At 63.7% G+C, this 15,242-nt stretch carries 17 protein-coding genes; 7 read left to right on the top strand and 10 right to left on the bottom strand.

Features of this window, described 5'->3' with window-relative positions; all coding sequences use genetic code 11:
• Nucleotides 1-34 precede the first annotated feature (34 nt).
• From IG197_RS22525 to IG197_RS22535, 3 genes are all read right to left on the bottom strand, one after another.
• Nucleotides 35-577 (bottom strand): dihydrofolate reductase family protein, encoded by a 543-nt coding sequence (locus IG197_RS22525; protein ID WP_192315074.1) that lies wholly within the window; start codon nt 575-577, stop codon nt 35-37.
• A 94-nt stretch (nt 578-671) separates the two neighbouring features.
• On the bottom strand, nt 672-1,409 hold the full coding sequence (pth, locus tag IG197_RS22530) for an aminoacyl-tRNA hydrolase (RefSeq protein WP_192315076.1): 738 nt from the start codon (nt 1,407-1,409) through the stop codon (nt 672-674).
• A gap of 27 nt (nt 1,410-1,436) precedes the next feature.
• On the bottom strand, nt 1,437-2,048 hold the full coding sequence (locus tag IG197_RS22535) for a 50S ribosomal protein L25/general stress protein Ctc (RefSeq protein WP_067959407.1): 612 nt from the start codon (nt 2,046-2,048) through the stop codon (nt 1,437-1,439).
• A 269-nt stretch (nt 2,049-2,317) separates the two neighbouring features.
• Here IG197_RS22535 and IG197_RS22540 point away from each other — a divergent pair, with 269 nt between their 5' ends.
• From IG197_RS22540 to chrA, 3 genes are all read left to right on the top strand, one after another.
• Entirely contained in the window at nt 2,318-3,082 is a 765-nt protein-coding gene (locus IG197_RS22540; protein WP_067959410.1) for a sulfite exporter TauE/SafE family protein, read from the top strand.
• A 121-nt stretch (nt 3,083-3,203) separates the two neighbouring features.
• Nucleotides 3,204-4,007 carry a sulfurtransferase/chromate resistance protein gene (locus tag IG197_RS22545; protein WP_157097205.1) on the top strand — a complete coding sequence of 268 codons (804 nt, stop codon included), beginning with the start codon at nt 3,204-3,206 and terminating at the stop codon, nt 4,005-4,007.
• A 1-nt stretch (nt 4,008) separates the two neighbouring features.
• Entirely contained in the window at nt 4,009-5,340 is a 1,332-nt protein-coding gene (gene chrA / locus IG197_RS22550; RefSeq protein WP_192315078.1) for a chromate efflux transporter, read from the top strand.
• Between the two features lie 77 nt (nt 5,341-5,417).
• Here the strand turns inward: chrA and IG197_RS22555 are convergent, their stop codons facing one another.
• The 6 genes from IG197_RS22555 to lgt form a co-directional block, all read right to left on the bottom strand.
• A complete protein-coding gene (locus IG197_RS22555; RefSeq protein WP_067959419.1) occupies nt 5,418-6,353 on the bottom strand; it encodes a ribose-phosphate pyrophosphokinase in 936 nt (311 codons plus the stop codon).
• A 113-nt stretch (nt 6,354-6,466) separates the two neighbouring features.
• Nucleotides 6,467-7,087, bottom strand: coding sequence for a hypothetical protein (locus tag IG197_RS22560; protein WP_192315079.1), 621 nt, complete (start codon nt 7,085-7,087; stop codon nt 6,467-6,469).
• A 43-nt stretch (nt 7,088-7,130) separates the two neighbouring features.
• Nucleotides 7,131-8,282 (bottom strand): Xaa-Pro peptidase family protein, encoded by a 1,152-nt coding sequence (locus IG197_RS22565; protein WP_067959425.1) that lies wholly within the window; start codon nt 8,280-8,282, stop codon nt 7,131-7,133.
• 4 nt (nt 8,283-8,286) lie between these two features.
• A complete protein-coding gene (gene pgeF / locus IG197_RS22570; RefSeq protein WP_067959427.1) occupies nt 8,287-9,078 on the bottom strand; it encodes a peptidoglycan editing factor PgeF in 792 nt (263 codons plus the stop codon).
• A gap of 105 nt (nt 9,079-9,183) precedes the next feature.
• The gene (locus IG197_RS22575; protein WP_192315080.1) at nt 9,184-10,269 is read right to left on the bottom strand and encodes a class I SAM-dependent methyltransferase; all 1,086 of its coding nucleotides are present in this window, start codon (nt 10,267-10,269) and stop codon (nt 9,184-9,186) included.
• Nucleotides 10,266-11,120 (bottom strand): prolipoprotein diacylglyceryl transferase, encoded by an 855-nt coding sequence (gene lgt, locus IG197_RS22580; protein ID WP_192315081.1) that lies wholly within the window; start codon nt 11,118-11,120, stop codon nt 10,266-10,268. The genes IG197_RS22575 and lgt overlap by 4 nt, the downstream gene beginning before the upstream one ends.
• Nucleotides 11,121-11,323: 203 nt before the next feature.
• Between lgt and IG197_RS22585 the strand changes: the two genes are divergently transcribed.
• From IG197_RS22585 to IG197_RS22595, 3 genes are all read left to right on the top strand, one after another.
• Entirely contained in the window at nt 11,324-11,638 is a 315-nt protein-coding gene (locus tag IG197_RS22585; RefSeq protein ID WP_067959433.1) for an accessory factor UbiK family protein, read from the top strand.
• Nucleotides 11,639-11,954: 316 nt separating this feature from the next.
• Nucleotides 11,955-12,455, top strand: a complete 501-nt coding sequence (locus IG197_RS22590) for a YbjN domain-containing protein (RefSeq protein WP_067959436.1) — start codon at nt 11,955-11,957, stop codon at nt 12,453-12,455.
• Nucleotides 12,456-12,464: 9 nt separating this feature from the next.
• Nucleotides 12,465-12,824, top strand: coding sequence for a tRNA-binding protein (locus IG197_RS22595; RefSeq protein WP_067959441.1), 360 nt, complete (start codon nt 12,465-12,467; stop codon nt 12,822-12,824).
• Nucleotides 12,825-12,961: 137 nt separating this feature from the next.
• Here IG197_RS22595 and IG197_RS22600 read toward each other — a convergent pair whose 3' ends face one another.
• Entirely contained in the window at nt 12,962-13,966 is a 1,005-nt protein-coding gene (locus tag IG197_RS22600) for a glycosyltransferase family 1 protein (RefSeq protein WP_067959444.1), read from the bottom strand.
• 394 nt (nt 13,967-14,360) lie between these two features.
• Between IG197_RS22600 and IG197_RS22605 the strand changes: the two genes are divergently transcribed.
• Complete coding sequence (locus IG197_RS22605) at nt 14,361-15,209, top strand: MetQ/NlpA family ABC transporter substrate-binding protein (protein ID WP_192315082.1); 849 nt, start codon at nt 14,361-14,363, stop codon at nt 15,207-15,209.
• The last annotated feature ends 33 nt before the right edge of the window (nt 15,210-15,242 follow it).

Here is a 15,242-nt window from a genome sequence, read left to right on the forward strand (position 1 = left end):
CTATGGGCGATAGGGCCTAAGATCGTCAAGTCTTTCAGCGTCGCACGCGGTATTGCGCATGCACTGCACCGTTGGCCAAGGGCTTGGCAAAGGCGAGATCGAGCCAGCGATCGGCCTGTTTGCCGCCGAAAGCCTGCAGGCCCGAGCCGAGGATTATGGGGATGGTGCCGATCTCGATCGTGTCGAGCAGGCCGGCATCCATGAACTGGCGGGTTAGGTCGCCGCCGCCAAGCAGCCAGATGCGGCCTTTGGCGCCCCGCGCGCGAAGATTGGCAAGCATTTCCGCTGGCGTGCCGGCCATGGCCTCTGCGTTCTCGGGCAGATTGTCGAGCGGGCGCGAGGTGGCAACGAGGCAAGGGTATTTGGCGTAGGCCCATTCGGGTTCACGGCGGACGACATCATAAGTGGCGCGGCCCATGACGATGCCGCTCAGTGACGCCATGAAGCCGGAAAAGTCGTAATCGTCATCAGGTGGAAAGTTGTCGAGCCAGTCGAACGTGCCGTCCTCGCGGGCAATGAAGCCGTCAAGCGACATCGCGAACATGTAGATGACGTCGTCAATGCCTGTTGTCGCCATGATCCGCTCCCTGTTGCCAGCGACGGGTTCTACCATTGCGGCTGGTCGTCTTGTGTCAGGAGACTTTCAATGGCCGGGCGAATCCGGTGGCCCCTCAGTCCTTGCCGAGCAGCTTCTTCAGCATCGCGGCCATCGGGCCGGTCTCGGGAAGCTTGACCACAGGCTGGTTCGGGCGGGCCTGGCGGATGTGGCTCTGGGCCTTCGGCGCCTGCGGCTTGGGTGCCTTAGGCGGCGGGGCGTCGTTCGCGCCGGTCGGCTGGAGCTTGTCGCGCAGGCCGACGGTGACCTTGTTCATGAAACCGTTGTCGTCACCCTTGGTCAGCAGATCGGCGCTGTCGGCCATCAGGTCGAGCAGAACGTCGAGCCACTCCTTGTCGGCCTTGGCGAAGTCGCCGAGCACGTGGCCGTGGACCATCTCCTTGACGCCAGGATGGCCTATGCCGATGCGGACGCGGCGATAGTCCCTGGCGATGTGCTGGTCGATGGAGCGGATGCCGTTGTGGCCGCCGGCGCCGCCGCCAACCTTGACCCTCACCTTGCCGGCAACGAGGTCGAGTTCGTCATAGAAGACGGTGAGATCGGCAGGGGCGAGCTTGTAGAAGCGCATGGCCTCGCCGACCGACTGGCCGGACAGGTTCATGAAGGTCTGAGGCTTGATCAGGACGATCTTCTCGCCGGCGATGTTGCCCTCAGCGACCATGCCCTTGAACTTCTTCGTCCAGGGCGAAAACGAATGGCGGCGGGCAATTGCGTCCGCCGCCATGAAGCCGACATTGTGCCGGTTGTTCTGGTATTGCGTACCCGGATTGCCGAGACCTGCAAAGAGCAGCATGTGTCGGGATCTCCGGGTATGCGCCGATTATGCCTCGGAGGCAGCCTCGGTTGCGCCTTCTTCCGACTTCGATGCCGAGGTGCCGGCGATCGTTGCGATGGTGAAGTCGCGGTCGGAGATGACGGGCTTCACGCCCTTCGGCAGTTTGACGGCCGAGATGTGGATCGAATCGCCGATGTCGACGCCGTCGAGATCGACGGTGATGAACTCGGGGATCGCGTTGGCCGGGCAGTGGAACTCGACCTCGTGACGGACGATGTTCAGCGCACCACCGCGCTTGAGGCCTGGCGACTTCTCTTCATTGATGAAGTGAACCGGAACCTGGACGTTGACTTCGGTGTTTGCGCCAACGCGCAGGAAGTCGACATGCATCGGGAAGTCGCGGACCGGATCAAGCTGGTAGTCCTTCGGCAGGACCTTGATCTTCTTGCCGTCGACGTCGATCGTCGCCACGGTGGTCAGGAAGCCGCCGCCATGGATCTTGTAGAAGATGTCCTTGTAGGACAGGGCGATGGCCAGGGGAGGCTGCTTGTCGCCGTAAATGACTGCAGGCACTTTGCCGTTGCGACGAACTTCACGGGCGGACCCCTTACCGACCAGTTCGCGTGCTTCGGCCTTGAGCTCGTATGTTTCGCTCATGGCATTTCCTTTCGGTTGTATGGAGCGCCTACGGCGGGCATGAAGCCTGATCCGTAAACGTCGAAAGCCGCCGGGTGAGGCGGCCTTCCGCCGCGTTGCCTCCAAGGGTGTCTACGCGGGTGGCGGCTCTATATCGGAAGGCGGCAAAAAGTGCAACCGCCGCACCGGTTTTGGGGCTGGCTCGCTGTTGGCGCCGCTGTGGCTGCTCGCACTTATGCTGCCAAGCCTGTATCAGGCCGAGTTCAAGTAACTAAGCCGACAAGTTCATCATGTACGAAATTCTCCCGCTCCAGCTTTCGACCGGTACCATCGTGGTGCTGGTCATTGCCGCCTTCGTTGCCGGTTGCGCGCGCGGCTTCTCGGGTTTTGGCGGGGCGCTGATCTTCGTGCCGGTGGCAAGCGCGCTGATTGGCGCCAAGCTTGCCGTGCCGTTGCTCTTGATCGTCGACCTGGTGCTGACGCCGGGGCTGATCCCCAAGGCGTGGCGCAGCGCTGACCGCGGCAATGTCGGGGTTATGGCGCTGGGGGCGATGATTGGCGTGCCCAGCGGCACTTACCTGCTCACCCATGTCGACGGCGTCATGATCCGCTGGGCGATCGTCGCCATCGTTGCCGGGCTGCTGGCGCTCCTGATGTCGGGCTGGCGCTATCACGGCCGCCCGCATGCCAGCCTGACGGCGGCGGTCGGCATGACCTCGGGGGTGTTTTCGGGCGCTGCCCAGGTCGGCGGGCCACCCGTCGTCGCCTACTGGCTCGGCGGCGCCATCCCGCCGCTGACGGTGCGGGCCAACATCGTGCTCTATTTCGCCATATCGAGTGTGCTGTCGATCACCAGCTACCTCATTGCCGGCCTGCTGACCTGGGAGACGGTTGGGCTGTCGCTGACCATCGGGCCGACCTTCGCAATCGGCCTCTATATCGGCTCGCGCCTGTTCAGTCGCGCCAACGAGGCAACCTTCCGGCGCATCTGCTACGGTCTGATCGCCACCGCCGCGATCATCGGCCTGCCGGCACTCGACGGCGTGCTGAGATGATTGAACCAGTCGACGCTTTCAAATAGACTTCACATATCGGGGGCATGGTGGACTCCCCGTGAGGCCGAAGGGCCCAAGCTCCGCCTTCGCGATGTTGTGCGGAGGAAAGACCATGCCCGGAATGATCTCAGCAATAAAACTGATCCATCTCATCGGTACGGAGAAGTGTCCTTTGATCGTCGACGTGCGTCGCCGCGCCGCGTTTGCTGCCGCGCCGACGCGGATCGCCGGTGCGTTGTGGCGCGACCACATGAAGGTAGGGGAGTGGCTGCCACAGTTTCCGGCGGGGAGGAGCATCGTCGTCTATTGTGCGCATGGCCACAATGTCAGCGAGATCGGGCTGACCAAGCTGCTCGCCGCCGGTGCGGATGCGCTGATGCTGGAAGGTGGCATCGACGCCTGGCTTGCGGCTGGCGGGCCTGTCGTGGCGCGCGAGGCACCAGGCCTCGAGCCGGGGCTGCCATGGCCCAGCGAATGGGTGACGCGGGCCCGGCCGAAGATCGACCGCATCGCCTGTCCATGGCTGATCAGGCGCTTCATCGACCCGCTGGCCATTTTCCACTTCGTCTCGGCCGAATGGGTCAAGGACGTCGCCGACGAGACCGGCGCCATCCCCTTCGACATCAAGGACGTGCATTATTCGCACCGTGGCGACGACTGCAGCTTCGACACACTCATAGCGGAATTCGGCCTGTCGGATCCACCGCTGCTGCATCTCGCCCGCATCGTCAGGGCTGCGGATACGGCGCGGCTTGACATGGAGCCCGAGGCTGCAGGACTTCTCGCCATGTCGCTCGGCCTGTCGGCCATCGAAGGCGACGATCATGCCCAGCTCGAAAGAGGCATGACGCTCTATGATGCGCTCTATGGCTGGTGCCGTTACGCCACCCAGGAAACCCACAACTGGCCAGCGAAGGCGGTTTGACATGGATGCCACGCTGCCAAGCCCCAACCCTTCCTTCGGAGAGGCGACGAGGACCTTCGCCAGGATCGGGCTTTTGTCGTTCGGTGGGCCGGCCGGCCAGATCGCGCTGATGCACAGGATCCTCGTCGACGAGAAACGCTGGCTCGACGAGCCGCGTTTCCTGCATGCGCTCAACTATTGCATGCTGCTGCCCGGACCCGAGGCGATGCAGCTTGCGACCTACTGCGGCTGGCTGCTGCACGGCATCAGGGGCGGTCTGGTGGCCGGACTATTGTTCGTGCTGCCCGGTGCCTTGGTCATCACCGCATTGTCGGCGATCTACCTCACCGTCGGCCATGTCGCGCTGGTGCAAGGGCTGCTGTTCGGGCTCAAGGCGGCAGTGCTTGCCGTCGTGCTCGAGGCGTTGATCAAGGTGTCAAGGCGGGCGCTGAAGGGTGGCGCGATGGTCGCACTGGCGATTGTGGCCTTCATTGCCATTGCCTTCCTCAAGCTGCCATTTCCGCTGATCGTCGTCGCGGCGGCGGCAATCGGCGCGGTGCTGCACCTCGCCGGGCTGCAACAGAGCGGCGCCGAGGCGGCTGACGAAGATGACGTTGCCTACGCCATGCCGGAATGGACAAGGCCCAGCGCGCGGCGGCTCTTCTCCACGGTCGCCGTCTGGCTGGCAATCTGGTTCGTGCCGCTGATCATCCTGTGGCAGGCGCTCGGTCCGGCCCATGTCTACACGGCGGAAGCGACCTTCTTCTCCAAGATGGCAGCGGTGACCTTTGGCGGCGCCTATGCCGTGCTTGCCTATGTCGCCCAGCAGGCGGTCGAGGTGCATGGCTGGCTGAAGCCCGACGAGATGCTGACCGGCCTCGGCCTTGCCGAGACGACGCCGGGGCCGTTGATCCTGGTGCTGGTCTTCGTCGGCTTCCTCGGCGGCGCTCGGCTTGCGGCACTGGCGCCCTTGGCCGGTGGCATTGGCGGGGCGTTGGTGACGCTGTGGTTCACCTTCGTGCCGTGTTTCCTGTGGGTCTTCGTCGGCGCGCCCTATGTCGAGACGGTGCGCCATGTGCGCTGGTTGGCGAGCGCGCTGTCGGCGGTGACGGCGGCAGTGGTCGGCATCATCGCCAATCTCGCCGTGTGGTTTGGGCTCCACGTCCTGTTCGGTAACGTCGACGAGGTGGGTTGGGGGCCGTTCGTGCTGCCGGCACCTGAAATCGGCAGCTTCGACGCGGTTGCAGCGGTCATTGCGGTCGCCGCCGGGGTGGCGCTGATCCGCTTCAAGGCCAACATGATCGCCGTACTCGCCGTCGCGGCGCTCGCCGGCATGGCCTGGCGGATGTGCTGAAACAGTGCTGCCGGGACGAAAAAGCCCCGCCTCGGCATGCCGGGCGGGGCTTTGAAATGTCTGCTTGCGGCAAAGAATCAGTCGAACAGGCTCGACACCGATTCTTCGGTCGCCGTGCGCGAAATCGCTTCGCCGATCAGGTCGCCGATCGAGACGACGCGAATGTTGTGTGCGTCCATGACAGCCTGGGTCGGCTGGATCGAGTCGGTAATAACCAGTTCCTGCAACTGCGAGCCGGCGATGCGGGCAGCGGCACCGCCCGAGAGCACGCCGTGGGTGATGTAGGCGGTGACCGAGGTGGCGCCCTTGGCGAGCAGCGCGTCGGCCGCGTTGCACAGCGTGCCGCCGGAATCGACGATGTCGTCGATCAGCAGGCAATCCTTGCCGTGCACTTCGCCGATGACGTTCATCACTTCGGATTCACCGGGGCGCTCACGGCGTTTGTCGACGATGGCAAGCTGGGCGTCGATGCGCTTGGCCAGCGCACGTGCACGCACCACGCCGCCGACATCAGGCGAAACCACCGTGACGTTGCCCAGCTGCTTGTACTTGGCCTTGACGTCGCGGGCCATCACCGGAACCGAGAACAAATTGTCGGTCGGGATGTCGAAGAAGCCCTGGATCTGGCCGGCATGCAGGTCGAGCGTCAGCACGCGGTTGGCGCCGGCACGCGCAATCATGTTGGCGACGAGCTTGGCCGAGATCGGCGTGCGGCCGGAGGCGCGGCGATCCTGCCGTGCATAGCCGAAATAGGGGATGACGGCCGTGATGCGCCGTGCCGACGAGCGCATGAAGGCATCGATCATGATGAGCAGTTCCATCAGGTGATCGTTGGTCGGGAAGGCGGTCGACTGCAGGATGAAGACATCCTCGCCGCGCACGTTCTCCTGAATTTCGACGAAGATTTCCTGGTCGGCGAAGCGCCTGACGCTGGCCTTGCCCAGGGGAATGTTGAGATAGCGAGCGACAGCTTCTGCTAGCACCCGGTTGGAATTGCCCGCGAAGAGTTTCATACGCCGATCCTGGAAGTGAATATGAGCGGGCTTTTAGCGGCCTTGGCTCGTATTGCAAGCGGAGTCGCCATTGAATCCCAAAAAAGCGACATACCGGAACGGAATGCCGCAGCTTAGCCGGGTTTTGCCGCCAGCCACTGGGCCAACTGGTCGATGGTGTTGTCGGCGATGGTCTGCATGGTCGCGGGCGCTACCGTTGGCCATCCTTCACCGCTGCCGGTCGACGGCGCGGTCTGCTGGCCGTTGATGCGGTGCAGCCGGGTGCCGGCGGGGTCGTAGACGTCCCAGACATAGACGACCGTCGTGTCCTTGCCCTCGGTCATTGCCGAGAAATAGCCGCGCATGATGATGCCGGGCGGCGTGGTGTCGGTGCTGCCGGCGAGCGTGATGCCGCGTTCGCGGGCCCTGATGCCGAGGCGCTGGGTCAGCGGCGTCGCCGCTTCGACGGTCGCGCCGACGATCGGGGCGAACTGCACGCGCGCTTTGCCGACGATGGCGGCGGTCTGTGCCGGAGCGGCCGCTGCAGCCGTCGATGCAGGACCCGCTGCTGCGGCGGCGGTTGCCGCGCCCGTCACGGCGGGTGCTGCGACATCGGTGCCTTCAATCCGGGCAAGTGCCGTCGACTGCTCGGTGGGGGCCACGGCAGACGGTTCAAGGACGTCCTTGGCGCTGTTGCAAGCGGACAGGGCGGCAGAGGCGGACAGGCAGGCTGCCGCAAAAATCCAACGTCTCATTTGCCCGAACTCCCTGGCAAACGCCCCTCAGCGCTCTGCGCAATCATCGTACGATCAAGTCGAGATCATGGCGGGACAGCGGCTTGGGTGCGGATTCAGTGGTCAGATAGGTACGACCCAACGTCATCGCGGTCTCGGTTTCCGAATCCATGATGATCATGTGGGCGAACAAAGTCATGTTGGGGGCAATCGGTTCGGGATTGCCCTGGTAGAACATCGGCATGTCCATCCAGGACGGGGTAAAGCGGGCGCCGACCGAGTAACCGCAAGCATTGAGCCGATGCTTGGTCAGGTCATGTGCTTCCAGCGTGCGAGCATGCGCGTCGAAGACGTCGCCGAAGGTGTTGCCCGGCGTCATCGCCTTTTCAACCGCCAGCAGGGCGGCCAGCGAGGCGTCGTAGAGCTCCTGGTGGCGCCTGGAGGCCTTGCCGGTCAGCACCGTGCGCATCATCGGCGCATGGTAGTGGTTGAACACGCCGGCCCATTCCAGCGTCAACTGGTCGTTCTTGTTGAGCTTGCGGCGGCCGGACTTGTAGCGGCAGAGCAGGGCATCCGCGCCGGAGCCGATGATGAACTCGTTGGCGGGATAGTCGCCGCCGCCGGTGAAGATCGCGCCCTGCATGGCGGCCAGGATCCTGGCTTCGTCACCGCCCTGCTTGATCAGCGGCAGGGCCGCGTCGAGCGCATCGTCGGCGAGGCTCGCCGCTTTTTCCGCCTTTTCGATTTCAGCCGGGCTCTTGAACAGGCGCAAACGCCCGACGATGCCGGACGCATCGACGATCTGGCCGAAGGTCTGCAACTGCTCGTCGAGGCGGCGGCCGTTGAACGCGGTCAGGCCATGGGTGTCGTATTCGACGCCGACACGCGCTCCGAGCAGGCCGAGATCGTTGAGCAGGTTGCGCAGGTCGAGCGTCGGATTCGCATTGTCGCGGTCGGTCCACAGCACGATGTTTTCAATGATCGAGGTGTGGCGTGCCTGGCGCAGGTCGGCCGAACGGGTCAACAGCGTCATCGAGCCGTCGGCCATCACCACCAGCGACTGGAAGAAGCAGAAGCCGAACGTGTCGTAGCCGGTCAGCCAATACATGCTTTCCTGCGCGAACAGGACAACGGCATCGAGCTTCTTTTCGGCCATCTCGATCATCAGCCGGTCGCGCCGGGCGTCGAATTCGGTTCGTTCGAAATGCAGCGCCATGCTGTCAGTCCTCCAATGCAATTGCCGAAATCTGCCGCCCGTAATCAGCTTCCTTGCGGTGCGTGGTGCGCCGGTAGGAATAGAACAGCTCTTCTTCCGCATAGGTGCAGCGGTTCAGAGCTTCCGCCTGAACGCCGGCCTTGCGCAACCGGTCGACCGTGTAGAGGTTGAGGTCGAACATGTGGTGGCCAGCATTCTCCGACGGTGTGAAGTACCTGGCATTGTCGGCGTCGCCTTCGACGAAGCGGGCGACGAATTCGGGGCCGACCTCGTAATTGGCGGCGCTGATCGACGGGCCGAGCACGGCGAGGATGCGCTCACGCCTGGCGCCGAGGCCCTCCATCGCGGCAACGGTGTTTTCGAGCACGCCCGTAAAGGCGCCTTTCCAGCCGGCATGGGCAGCACCGATGATGCGCGCTTGCGGGTCGGCAAACAGCACTGGGCCGCAATCGGCCGAAGAGGCACCGAGCGCGATGCCGGGCCTGTCGGTCACCAGCGCGTCGGCCTTGGGGCGGCCGTCGGCAAAGGGGCCGGTGGCGACGACGACGTCGGGCGAATGGACCTGGTAGAGGCTGAGCAGGTGGTCGGCCGGCACACCCATCCAACTGGCGACGCGGCGGCGATTCTCGGCCACGCGCGTCTGGTCGTCGTCGGAGCCGACGCCGATGTTGAGGCCCTGATAGATGCCTTCGGAGACCCCGCCGGTGCGGGTGAAGTAACCGTGGCGGATGCCATTGGCCTCCGCGCTGGCGAGCAAGTTGGACCGGATCGGATCCGGTTTCGAGTCGTTCAGCATTGCCGCCTTGTCATCCTCGTCAGCGATTTCGTCAAGGCCGGGCCAGCCGCCACAGGTCGCCTCGCCATCTCGAGGCCGGACAGTGGGGCAGGCGCAAGCGTGCTGTCAACTGACGGCGGGGAAGGGAATTCTTGTGCCACGCGGAGCAACCGCAAGCACCTTGAACAGTGTTCCCATGGCATCGGGGCCGGCCAGCCGCTCGACCTCGCCGCGGATCTTTTCACGCCCGGCGGCGTCCGCATCGGCACCGAGCTTGCCGGCGCGTTCGAGCAGCCCCATGGCGAGCAGGAACGCGCCCTGGGTTGCCAGATGTGCATGAAGCCCATGTGCCCGGGCTGCCAAAGCAAGGGCCGCGAAGTCGACATGCGAGGTGAGGTCAGCCTCGCCGGGATTTGCGAGCACGTCGTCATAGTGGTGCTTGCGCAGCGCCTGCAGCGTGTCGCCGATGCCTGGTTCGACATGGCCGTAGTCGAAGAACAGGCCGGCGCCGCCAAAGGTGGCGAGATGGGTGGCGATCTGCTCCATCGTGCCGGTGCGCGCCGGGGCGAATTCGAAGATCGCACCCTCTGGCGCGGTCGCGGCGGCAACCGGCAGCAGCGCCGTCTCGATCGTTGCCGGGCCGGCAACGAAGCCAAGCTCGCCTGTTTCATCGAGGCCAACGACGCGCTCGTGCCAAGCGGCACCGATCCTGACGAACTGGCGGGTCGGGATGGCGTCGAACAGTTCGTTGCCGACGATGAACAGTGGCGCAGTGGGCAGCGTCGACACCGTGTCGTGCCAGTCGATCCGGATGCCGCTGCTGGCGAGCGTCTGTTTCTGCACCCCTCGCAGCTTCGGGCTCGTCTCAACCAGGGCGATGGAGGCGCCGGCGACGAAAGCGCCGTCGAGTTTTTGCAGAACCCTGAGCACGTCCTTCATCAGCGTGCCGCGCCCAGGGCCGATCTCGGCCAACGTCGCGCCGGTTGGAGACCCTGCCGCCTGCCAGGCGGCATAAAGCCAGACGGCGACGAGTTCGCCGAACATCTGGCTGACCTCGGGCGCCGTAGTGAAATCGCCCTCGACACCGAACGGCTCGCGCGTCGTGTAATAGCCGTCAGTTGGATCGAACAGGCACAGCGCCATGTAGTCGGCAACGCTGATCGGGCCCGATGCCGCGATCAGGCCTGCGATGCGCGTCCTGAGCGCAGTCATGCCGGCCTGGCGATCTGCGTGACCGGCTTGGCCGACAGCATCGCCCACAGGCCGATCAGCACCATCGGCACCGACAGCACCATGCCCATGGTCAGCCAGCCGCCGAGGAGATAGCCGATCTGCTGGTCGGGCTCACGGAAGAACTCGACGAATATGCGCGACAGGCCATAGCCGCAGACGAAGGCGCCGGCGATGAAACGCGGCGTCTTCAGTTTGAGCCTGGAATGAGTCAGGAAATACAGCACGAGGAACAGGACCAGGCCTTCGAGCAGGGCCTCGTAGATCTGGCTCGGGTGACGCAGAAAAGGTCCGCCGGTGGGAAACTCGATCGCCCATGGCACGTCGGTCACCCGGCCCCATAGCTCCGAATTGATGAAGTTGGCGAGGCGCACCAGGCCGAGGCCGACCGGCACGCCGGCGGCAACGACGTCGATCAGCGACCAGACGAGGATGCCGTGCTTGCGGGCGAACAGCACCATGGCAAGGGTGACGCCGAGCAGGCCGCCATGAAACGACATGCCGCCCTGCCAGACCGCGAAGATGTCGAGCGGATTGGAGATGTAGCGGGCGAGGTCGTAAAACAGGATGTAGCCGATGCGGCCACCAAGCACGACGCCAGCCGCTGCCCAGACCAGGAAATCGTCGAGGGCCTCGGGCTTCATCGGCAGCACGCCGTTCGGCCACAGACGGGTGTTGGTCACCAGCCGCTTGCCGTACCACCAGGCAAACAGTATGCCGACGATGTAGCCCAGCCCGTACCAGTGAATGGCCAGCGGCCCGAGTTGCACGATGACGGGATCGATGTTCGGAAAGGGCAGGGCAGCCAGCGGCAAGGCAAGGTATTCGCTCAAGTCAGTCTCCAGGGCAGGCAATCGCGGCGGACCATGCGGCAGGCTTTTGGCACGGTCAAGGCAGGCAACCCCGCAGTAACCGAGAAGTCATTGCGAGCAGGCGGGCATCTTTGCCGCAGCATTTGGCACCCTGTCGGGGCCACGATATCCTTGCATTCCGGGGCTTGCGCCACTACGTCGAATGGACAACGCGAGGGTTAGCCATGACGACCGGACCGAACCGCATTCTGGATGAATTCGCCAAGCTGATGACCGATGCCGCGGGTGCCGCCCAGGGCGTCAGGCGCGAGGTCGAAACCGCGTTCCGTTCGCAGGCCGAGCGGGCGATGAATTCGCTCGAACTGGTCCAGCGCGAGGAGTTCGAGGCGGTTCGCGACATGGCGATCAAGGCTCGTGCCGAAAACAAGGCGCTGGTTGCCCGCATCGAGGCACTCGAGGCTCAACTCGCCGGCCGCGCCGGTGAAGATGCCGACACGGCCTCACCGGCGGCCTCGCCAAAGCCCCGTACAAAGAAATAATTCGTTAACTTTTCCACAAAGCGCCATCCGAAAAAGTGCTTTGTCGTGAATCGCTTACCGGCGCTTTGTGAATCTGCGCCGCAGCCTGTTTCCACATCCGAATGGGACGTTGCGAAAAATTGGGCTGTTCACGAGAGTCACGATCAATACACTGAATTTACTGCACGATTCGAAACACCGTCGTGCACCGGATGGCGCGGTCCGGCTGGGGGGTATTGAGTCCGGCAGCGCTGGTCGTCCGAGTTCAAGAATAAGTTCGTCGTGTGTGTCCCCCGCGCGGAGCGCGATGACGCGCCCGGAACGACAGGAAGCATTTATGGAACTTCTCGAACTCGAGTTCTCCCGCGAAATCCATCCGGTGGATGTCATCGAGCAGGTGGCTCATAACAACGACTGGGCGTTCGAACGTGCCGGCGACGACGAGATCTCGATTTCAGTCGTCGGCAACTGGACCGAGTACCAGGTGTCGTTTTCCTGGATGGAAGACTTCGAGGCCCTGCATCTGGCATGCGCCTTCGATGTCAAGGTGCCTGAAAGCCGTACGCTTGAGATTCTCAGGCTCTTGTCGCTGATCAACGAGCAGATGCTGTTCGGGCATTTCGATCTTTGGGAAACCGAAGGCGCGATCATGTTCCGCCAGTCGCTGCTGCTCGCCGGCGGCGTCGAGCCGACCAGCCAGCAGGTCGAAGTGCTGCTGTCATCGGCGCTTGAAGCCTGCGAATGCTATTTCCAGGCTTTCCAGTTCGTCGTCTGGTCGGGCACCTCGGCCAAGGACGCACTGGCCAGCGTGCTGTTTGAGACGCACGGCAACGCCTGAGACTGTCGGATGAGTTCGCACAAGGCGCCGAAAGCGGAGATCAGCTTTGCCGATTTCGACAAGGTCGACATACGCACCGGCACGATCGTCGAGGTCGAGCCGTTCCCGGAAGCGCGCAAGCCGGCGTTCAAGCTGAAGATCGATTTTGGCACCGATATCGGCGTCAAGAAATCGTCGGCGCAGATCACCAAATATTATACGCCCGAGACGCTGCTGGGTCGGCAGGTGTTCGCCGTCGTCAACTTCCCGCCGCGCCAGATCGGCCCGTTCATGTCGGAAGTGCTCACCCTTGGCTTCCCCGACGAGGACGGCGACGTCGTGCTCGGCGCCATAGAGCGCAAGGTGCCGGACGGCGGCCGCCTGTTCTAGGATTCAGGTGAGGCCGGCCTGCAAATGGCGGCTCCCTGCGTTTCCGGTACTCACGTACCCAAATTTAGGGTCCGTTCCGGTTCTCGGAACCCACCATTTTCGACTCGGCCTGACCTGAATCGCGGATGCGCTGGGCATCACGCGGCGTAAGCCGCCTTCACATTGTCCAGGAACATTTCGGCGCAGGCATTCCAGGTGTAGCGCATGGCCCGTTCGCGGGCCTCGGTGCGGTCGACCTTGAGTGCGCCCAGTGCTGCCTCGCGCAGGTCTTCCGAAACAACGCCTCCGATGCCGTCGCCGACTATGTCGATCGGCCCAGTCACCGGATAGGCGGCAACAGGCGTGCCGCTGGCCAGCGCCTCGATGATGACATTGCCGAAGGTGTCGGTGCGGCTCGGGAAGACGAAAACGTCTGATGAGGCGTAGATCTCGGCCAGTTCGTCGCTCGGGCGGCGCCCGAGGAAATGCGCCTCAGGATATTTTGCCTTCAGCCTTTCGAGTTCTGGCCCGTCGCCGACAAGCACCTTGGTACCGGGCAGGTCGAGGTCGAGGAAGGCTGGCAGGTTCTTCTCCACCGCGATGCGGCCGACGCACAGGAAGATCGGCCGCGGCAGGTCCATCTCGACCTTCTTGTCGGGATGGAAGTGGTTGATGTCGACGCCGCGCGTCCATGGTCGGAGTTTTTCGAAGCCCCGCGATGCCAGGTCGTCGGCGAGCGACTGCGTTGCGACCATGCAGCCCTGGCCGGAGTTGTGGAAATTGCGCAGCAGGCCGTAGGTCCAGCTCTCCGGCAGCGGCAGACGGGCGCTTACATATTCGGGAAAGCGGGTGTGGTAGCTTGTGGTGAAGGGGCGCTTGTTGGCGAGGCAATAGCGCCGCGCCATCATGCCGAGCGGGCCTTCGGTCACCAGATGGATGTGGTCGGGTCGCCGTTGCTCGATGATCCGCGCCACGTTGCCGGGCGTGGTCAGCGCCAGCCTTATGTCGGGATAGGTCGGCATCGGCAAGGTGCGGAAGATGTTGGGTGTCAGGAAGTCGGCCTCGGCACCGAAGGCGGTCAGGGTTTCGGCCAGTCGTTCGAGCGTGTGGACGACGCCATTGATCTGCGGACGCCATGCGTCGGTGACCATCAGGATGCGCAAGGGCGTCTTCCCCGTTGTCCGCGTCCCGGCCTGCCGGGAATCAGCGGTCCTCCATTCATTGCGAGGCGCCTTTGAGCAGCATTGCATGACGCTGGAATGACGACGGCTTTGTTCGCAACGGCTGCAGCGCCGCGCGTCCACTCGGATGCCCGCAGGACGCTGTACCGATTTGAAGTGATGCATGACCCGAAAATCGACTCGGATTTTCGGGTCATGCGCGGGCGAGGTCGGTTCTGCCCGAACCGGTATTTTCTTTGTGACGATTTTTCCCGGGGCGGGGCTCGGCGTGAAATCCGATCCTTTGCCTGGAGAGGGGCGTTTGCCGAGGATATGGCCAAGCTTCGCATTGAGCGGGGCGAGCCATCCTCCCAACGGCTCTCAGTGAGAATTCGAAATGACAGAGATCACCAAGTCCCTTTCCAACCGCAACACGATCAGCCGCCGCACGGCATTTGCCGCGCTGCTCGCCTCCGTCGTCACCGTCATCAGCTTCACCGTTCCGCAACAGGCGCTCGCCGAGGATAAGACCGCGATCAAGGTCGGCATCATCTCAGGCGAGGACGAGGATGTCTGGCGCGTGGTGAAGGCCGAGGCCGCCAAGCAGGGCCTCGCCATCGAAACCGTCGTGTTCAACGACTACACCCAACCAAACGAGGCGCTGGAGCGCGGCGAGATCGACGCCAACGCCTTCCAGCACCAGCCTTATCTCGACAACCAGATCAAGACGCAGGGCTACCATATTACCCCAGTCGGCTACACCGGCCTGTGGCCGATCGGGCTCTATTCGAAGAAGCACGCCAAGGTCGAGGCGCTGCCGGAAGCCGCCGTCATCGGTGTGCCCAACGATCCCTCCAACGAAGGCCGTGCCCTGCGTGTGCTCGCCGACGCCGGCCTGATCAAGCTCAAGGACGGCATCGGCATCCTGGCAACCGTCGCCGACGTCGTCGATAATCCGAAGAAGTTCGAGATCAAGGAACTCGACGCCGGCATCGTCGGCCGTTCGGTCGAGGATCTCGACGCCGCGGTGGTCAACACCGACTGGGCGCTGAAGAGCGGGCTGACGCCAGAGAACCGGATCGCCCAGGAGCCGGTCGCAGAAAATCCGTACCGCAACTTCATCGCCGTCAAGACCGGCAGCGAGAACGAAGGCTGGGTCAAGAAGCTTGTCGCCGCCTATCAGAACCCGACCGTCAAGGCCGAGTTCGACCGCGTCTACAAGGGCACCGGCGTCGCCGCCTACTGAGCTTGACGACTGATTACAATGGAGGCGGCCTGC

Origin of the sequence: Aminobacter sp. SR38 (assembly GCF_014843375.1) — a bacterium.
GTDB classification, from domain to species: Bacteria; Pseudomonadota; Alphaproteobacteria; order Rhizobiales; family Rhizobiaceae; genus Aminobacter; species Aminobacter ciceronei.

Coding starts and splice junctions, on each gene's coding strand:
- IG197_RS22525 (WP_192315074.1), bottom strand. CDS start 577: ATGGCGACAACAGGCATTGACGACGTCATCTACATGTTCGCGATGTCG.
- IG197_RS22560 (WP_192315079.1), bottom strand. CDS start 7,087: ATGAGACGTTGGATTTTTGCGGCAGCCTGCCTGTCCGCCTCTGCCGCC.
- pth (WP_192315076.1), bottom strand. CDS start 1,409: ATGCTGCTCTTTGCAGGTCTCGGCAATCCGGGTACGCAATACCAGAAC.
- IG197_RS22555 (WP_067959419.1), bottom strand. CDS start 6,353: ATGAAACTCTTCGCGGGCAATTCCAACCGGGTGCTAGCAGAAGCTGTC.
- IG197_RS22545 (WP_157097205.1), top strand. CDS start 3,204: ATGATCTCAGCAATAAAACTGATCCATCTCATCGGTACGGAGAAGTGT.
- IG197_RS22590 (WP_067959436.1), top strand. CDS start 11,955: ATGGAACTTCTCGAACTCGAGTTCTCCCGCGAAATCCATCCGGTGGAT.
- IG197_RS22595 (WP_067959441.1), top strand. CDS start 12,465: ATGAGTTCGCACAAGGCGCCGAAAGCGGAGATCAGCTTTGCCGATTTC.
- IG197_RS22605 (WP_192315082.1), top strand. CDS start 14,361: ATGACAGAGATCACCAAGTCCCTTTCCAACCGCAACACGATCAGCCGC.
- IG197_RS22565 (WP_067959425.1), bottom strand. CDS start 8,282: ATGGCGCTGCATTTCGAACGAACCGAATTCGACGCCCGGCGCGACCGG.
- pgeF (WP_067959427.1), bottom strand. CDS start 9,078: ATGCTGAACGACTCGAAACCGGATCCGATCCGGTCCAACTTGCTCGCC.
- IG197_RS22535 (WP_067959407.1), bottom strand. CDS start 2,048: ATGAGCGAAACATACGAGCTCAAGGCCGAAGCACGCGAACTGGTCGGT.
- IG197_RS22540 (WP_067959410.1), top strand. CDS start 2,318: ATGTACGAAATTCTCCCGCTCCAGCTTTCGACCGGTACCATCGTGGTG.
- IG197_RS22575 (WP_192315080.1), bottom strand. CDS start 10,269: ATGACTGCGCTCAGGACGCGCATCGCAGGCCTGATCGCGGCATCGGGC.
- IG197_RS22585 (WP_067959433.1), top strand. CDS start 11,324: ATGACGACCGGACCGAACCGCATTCTGGATGAATTCGCCAAGCTGATG.
- chrA (WP_192315078.1), top strand. CDS start 4,009: ATGGATGCCACGCTGCCAAGCCCCAACCCTTCCTTCGGAGAGGCGACG.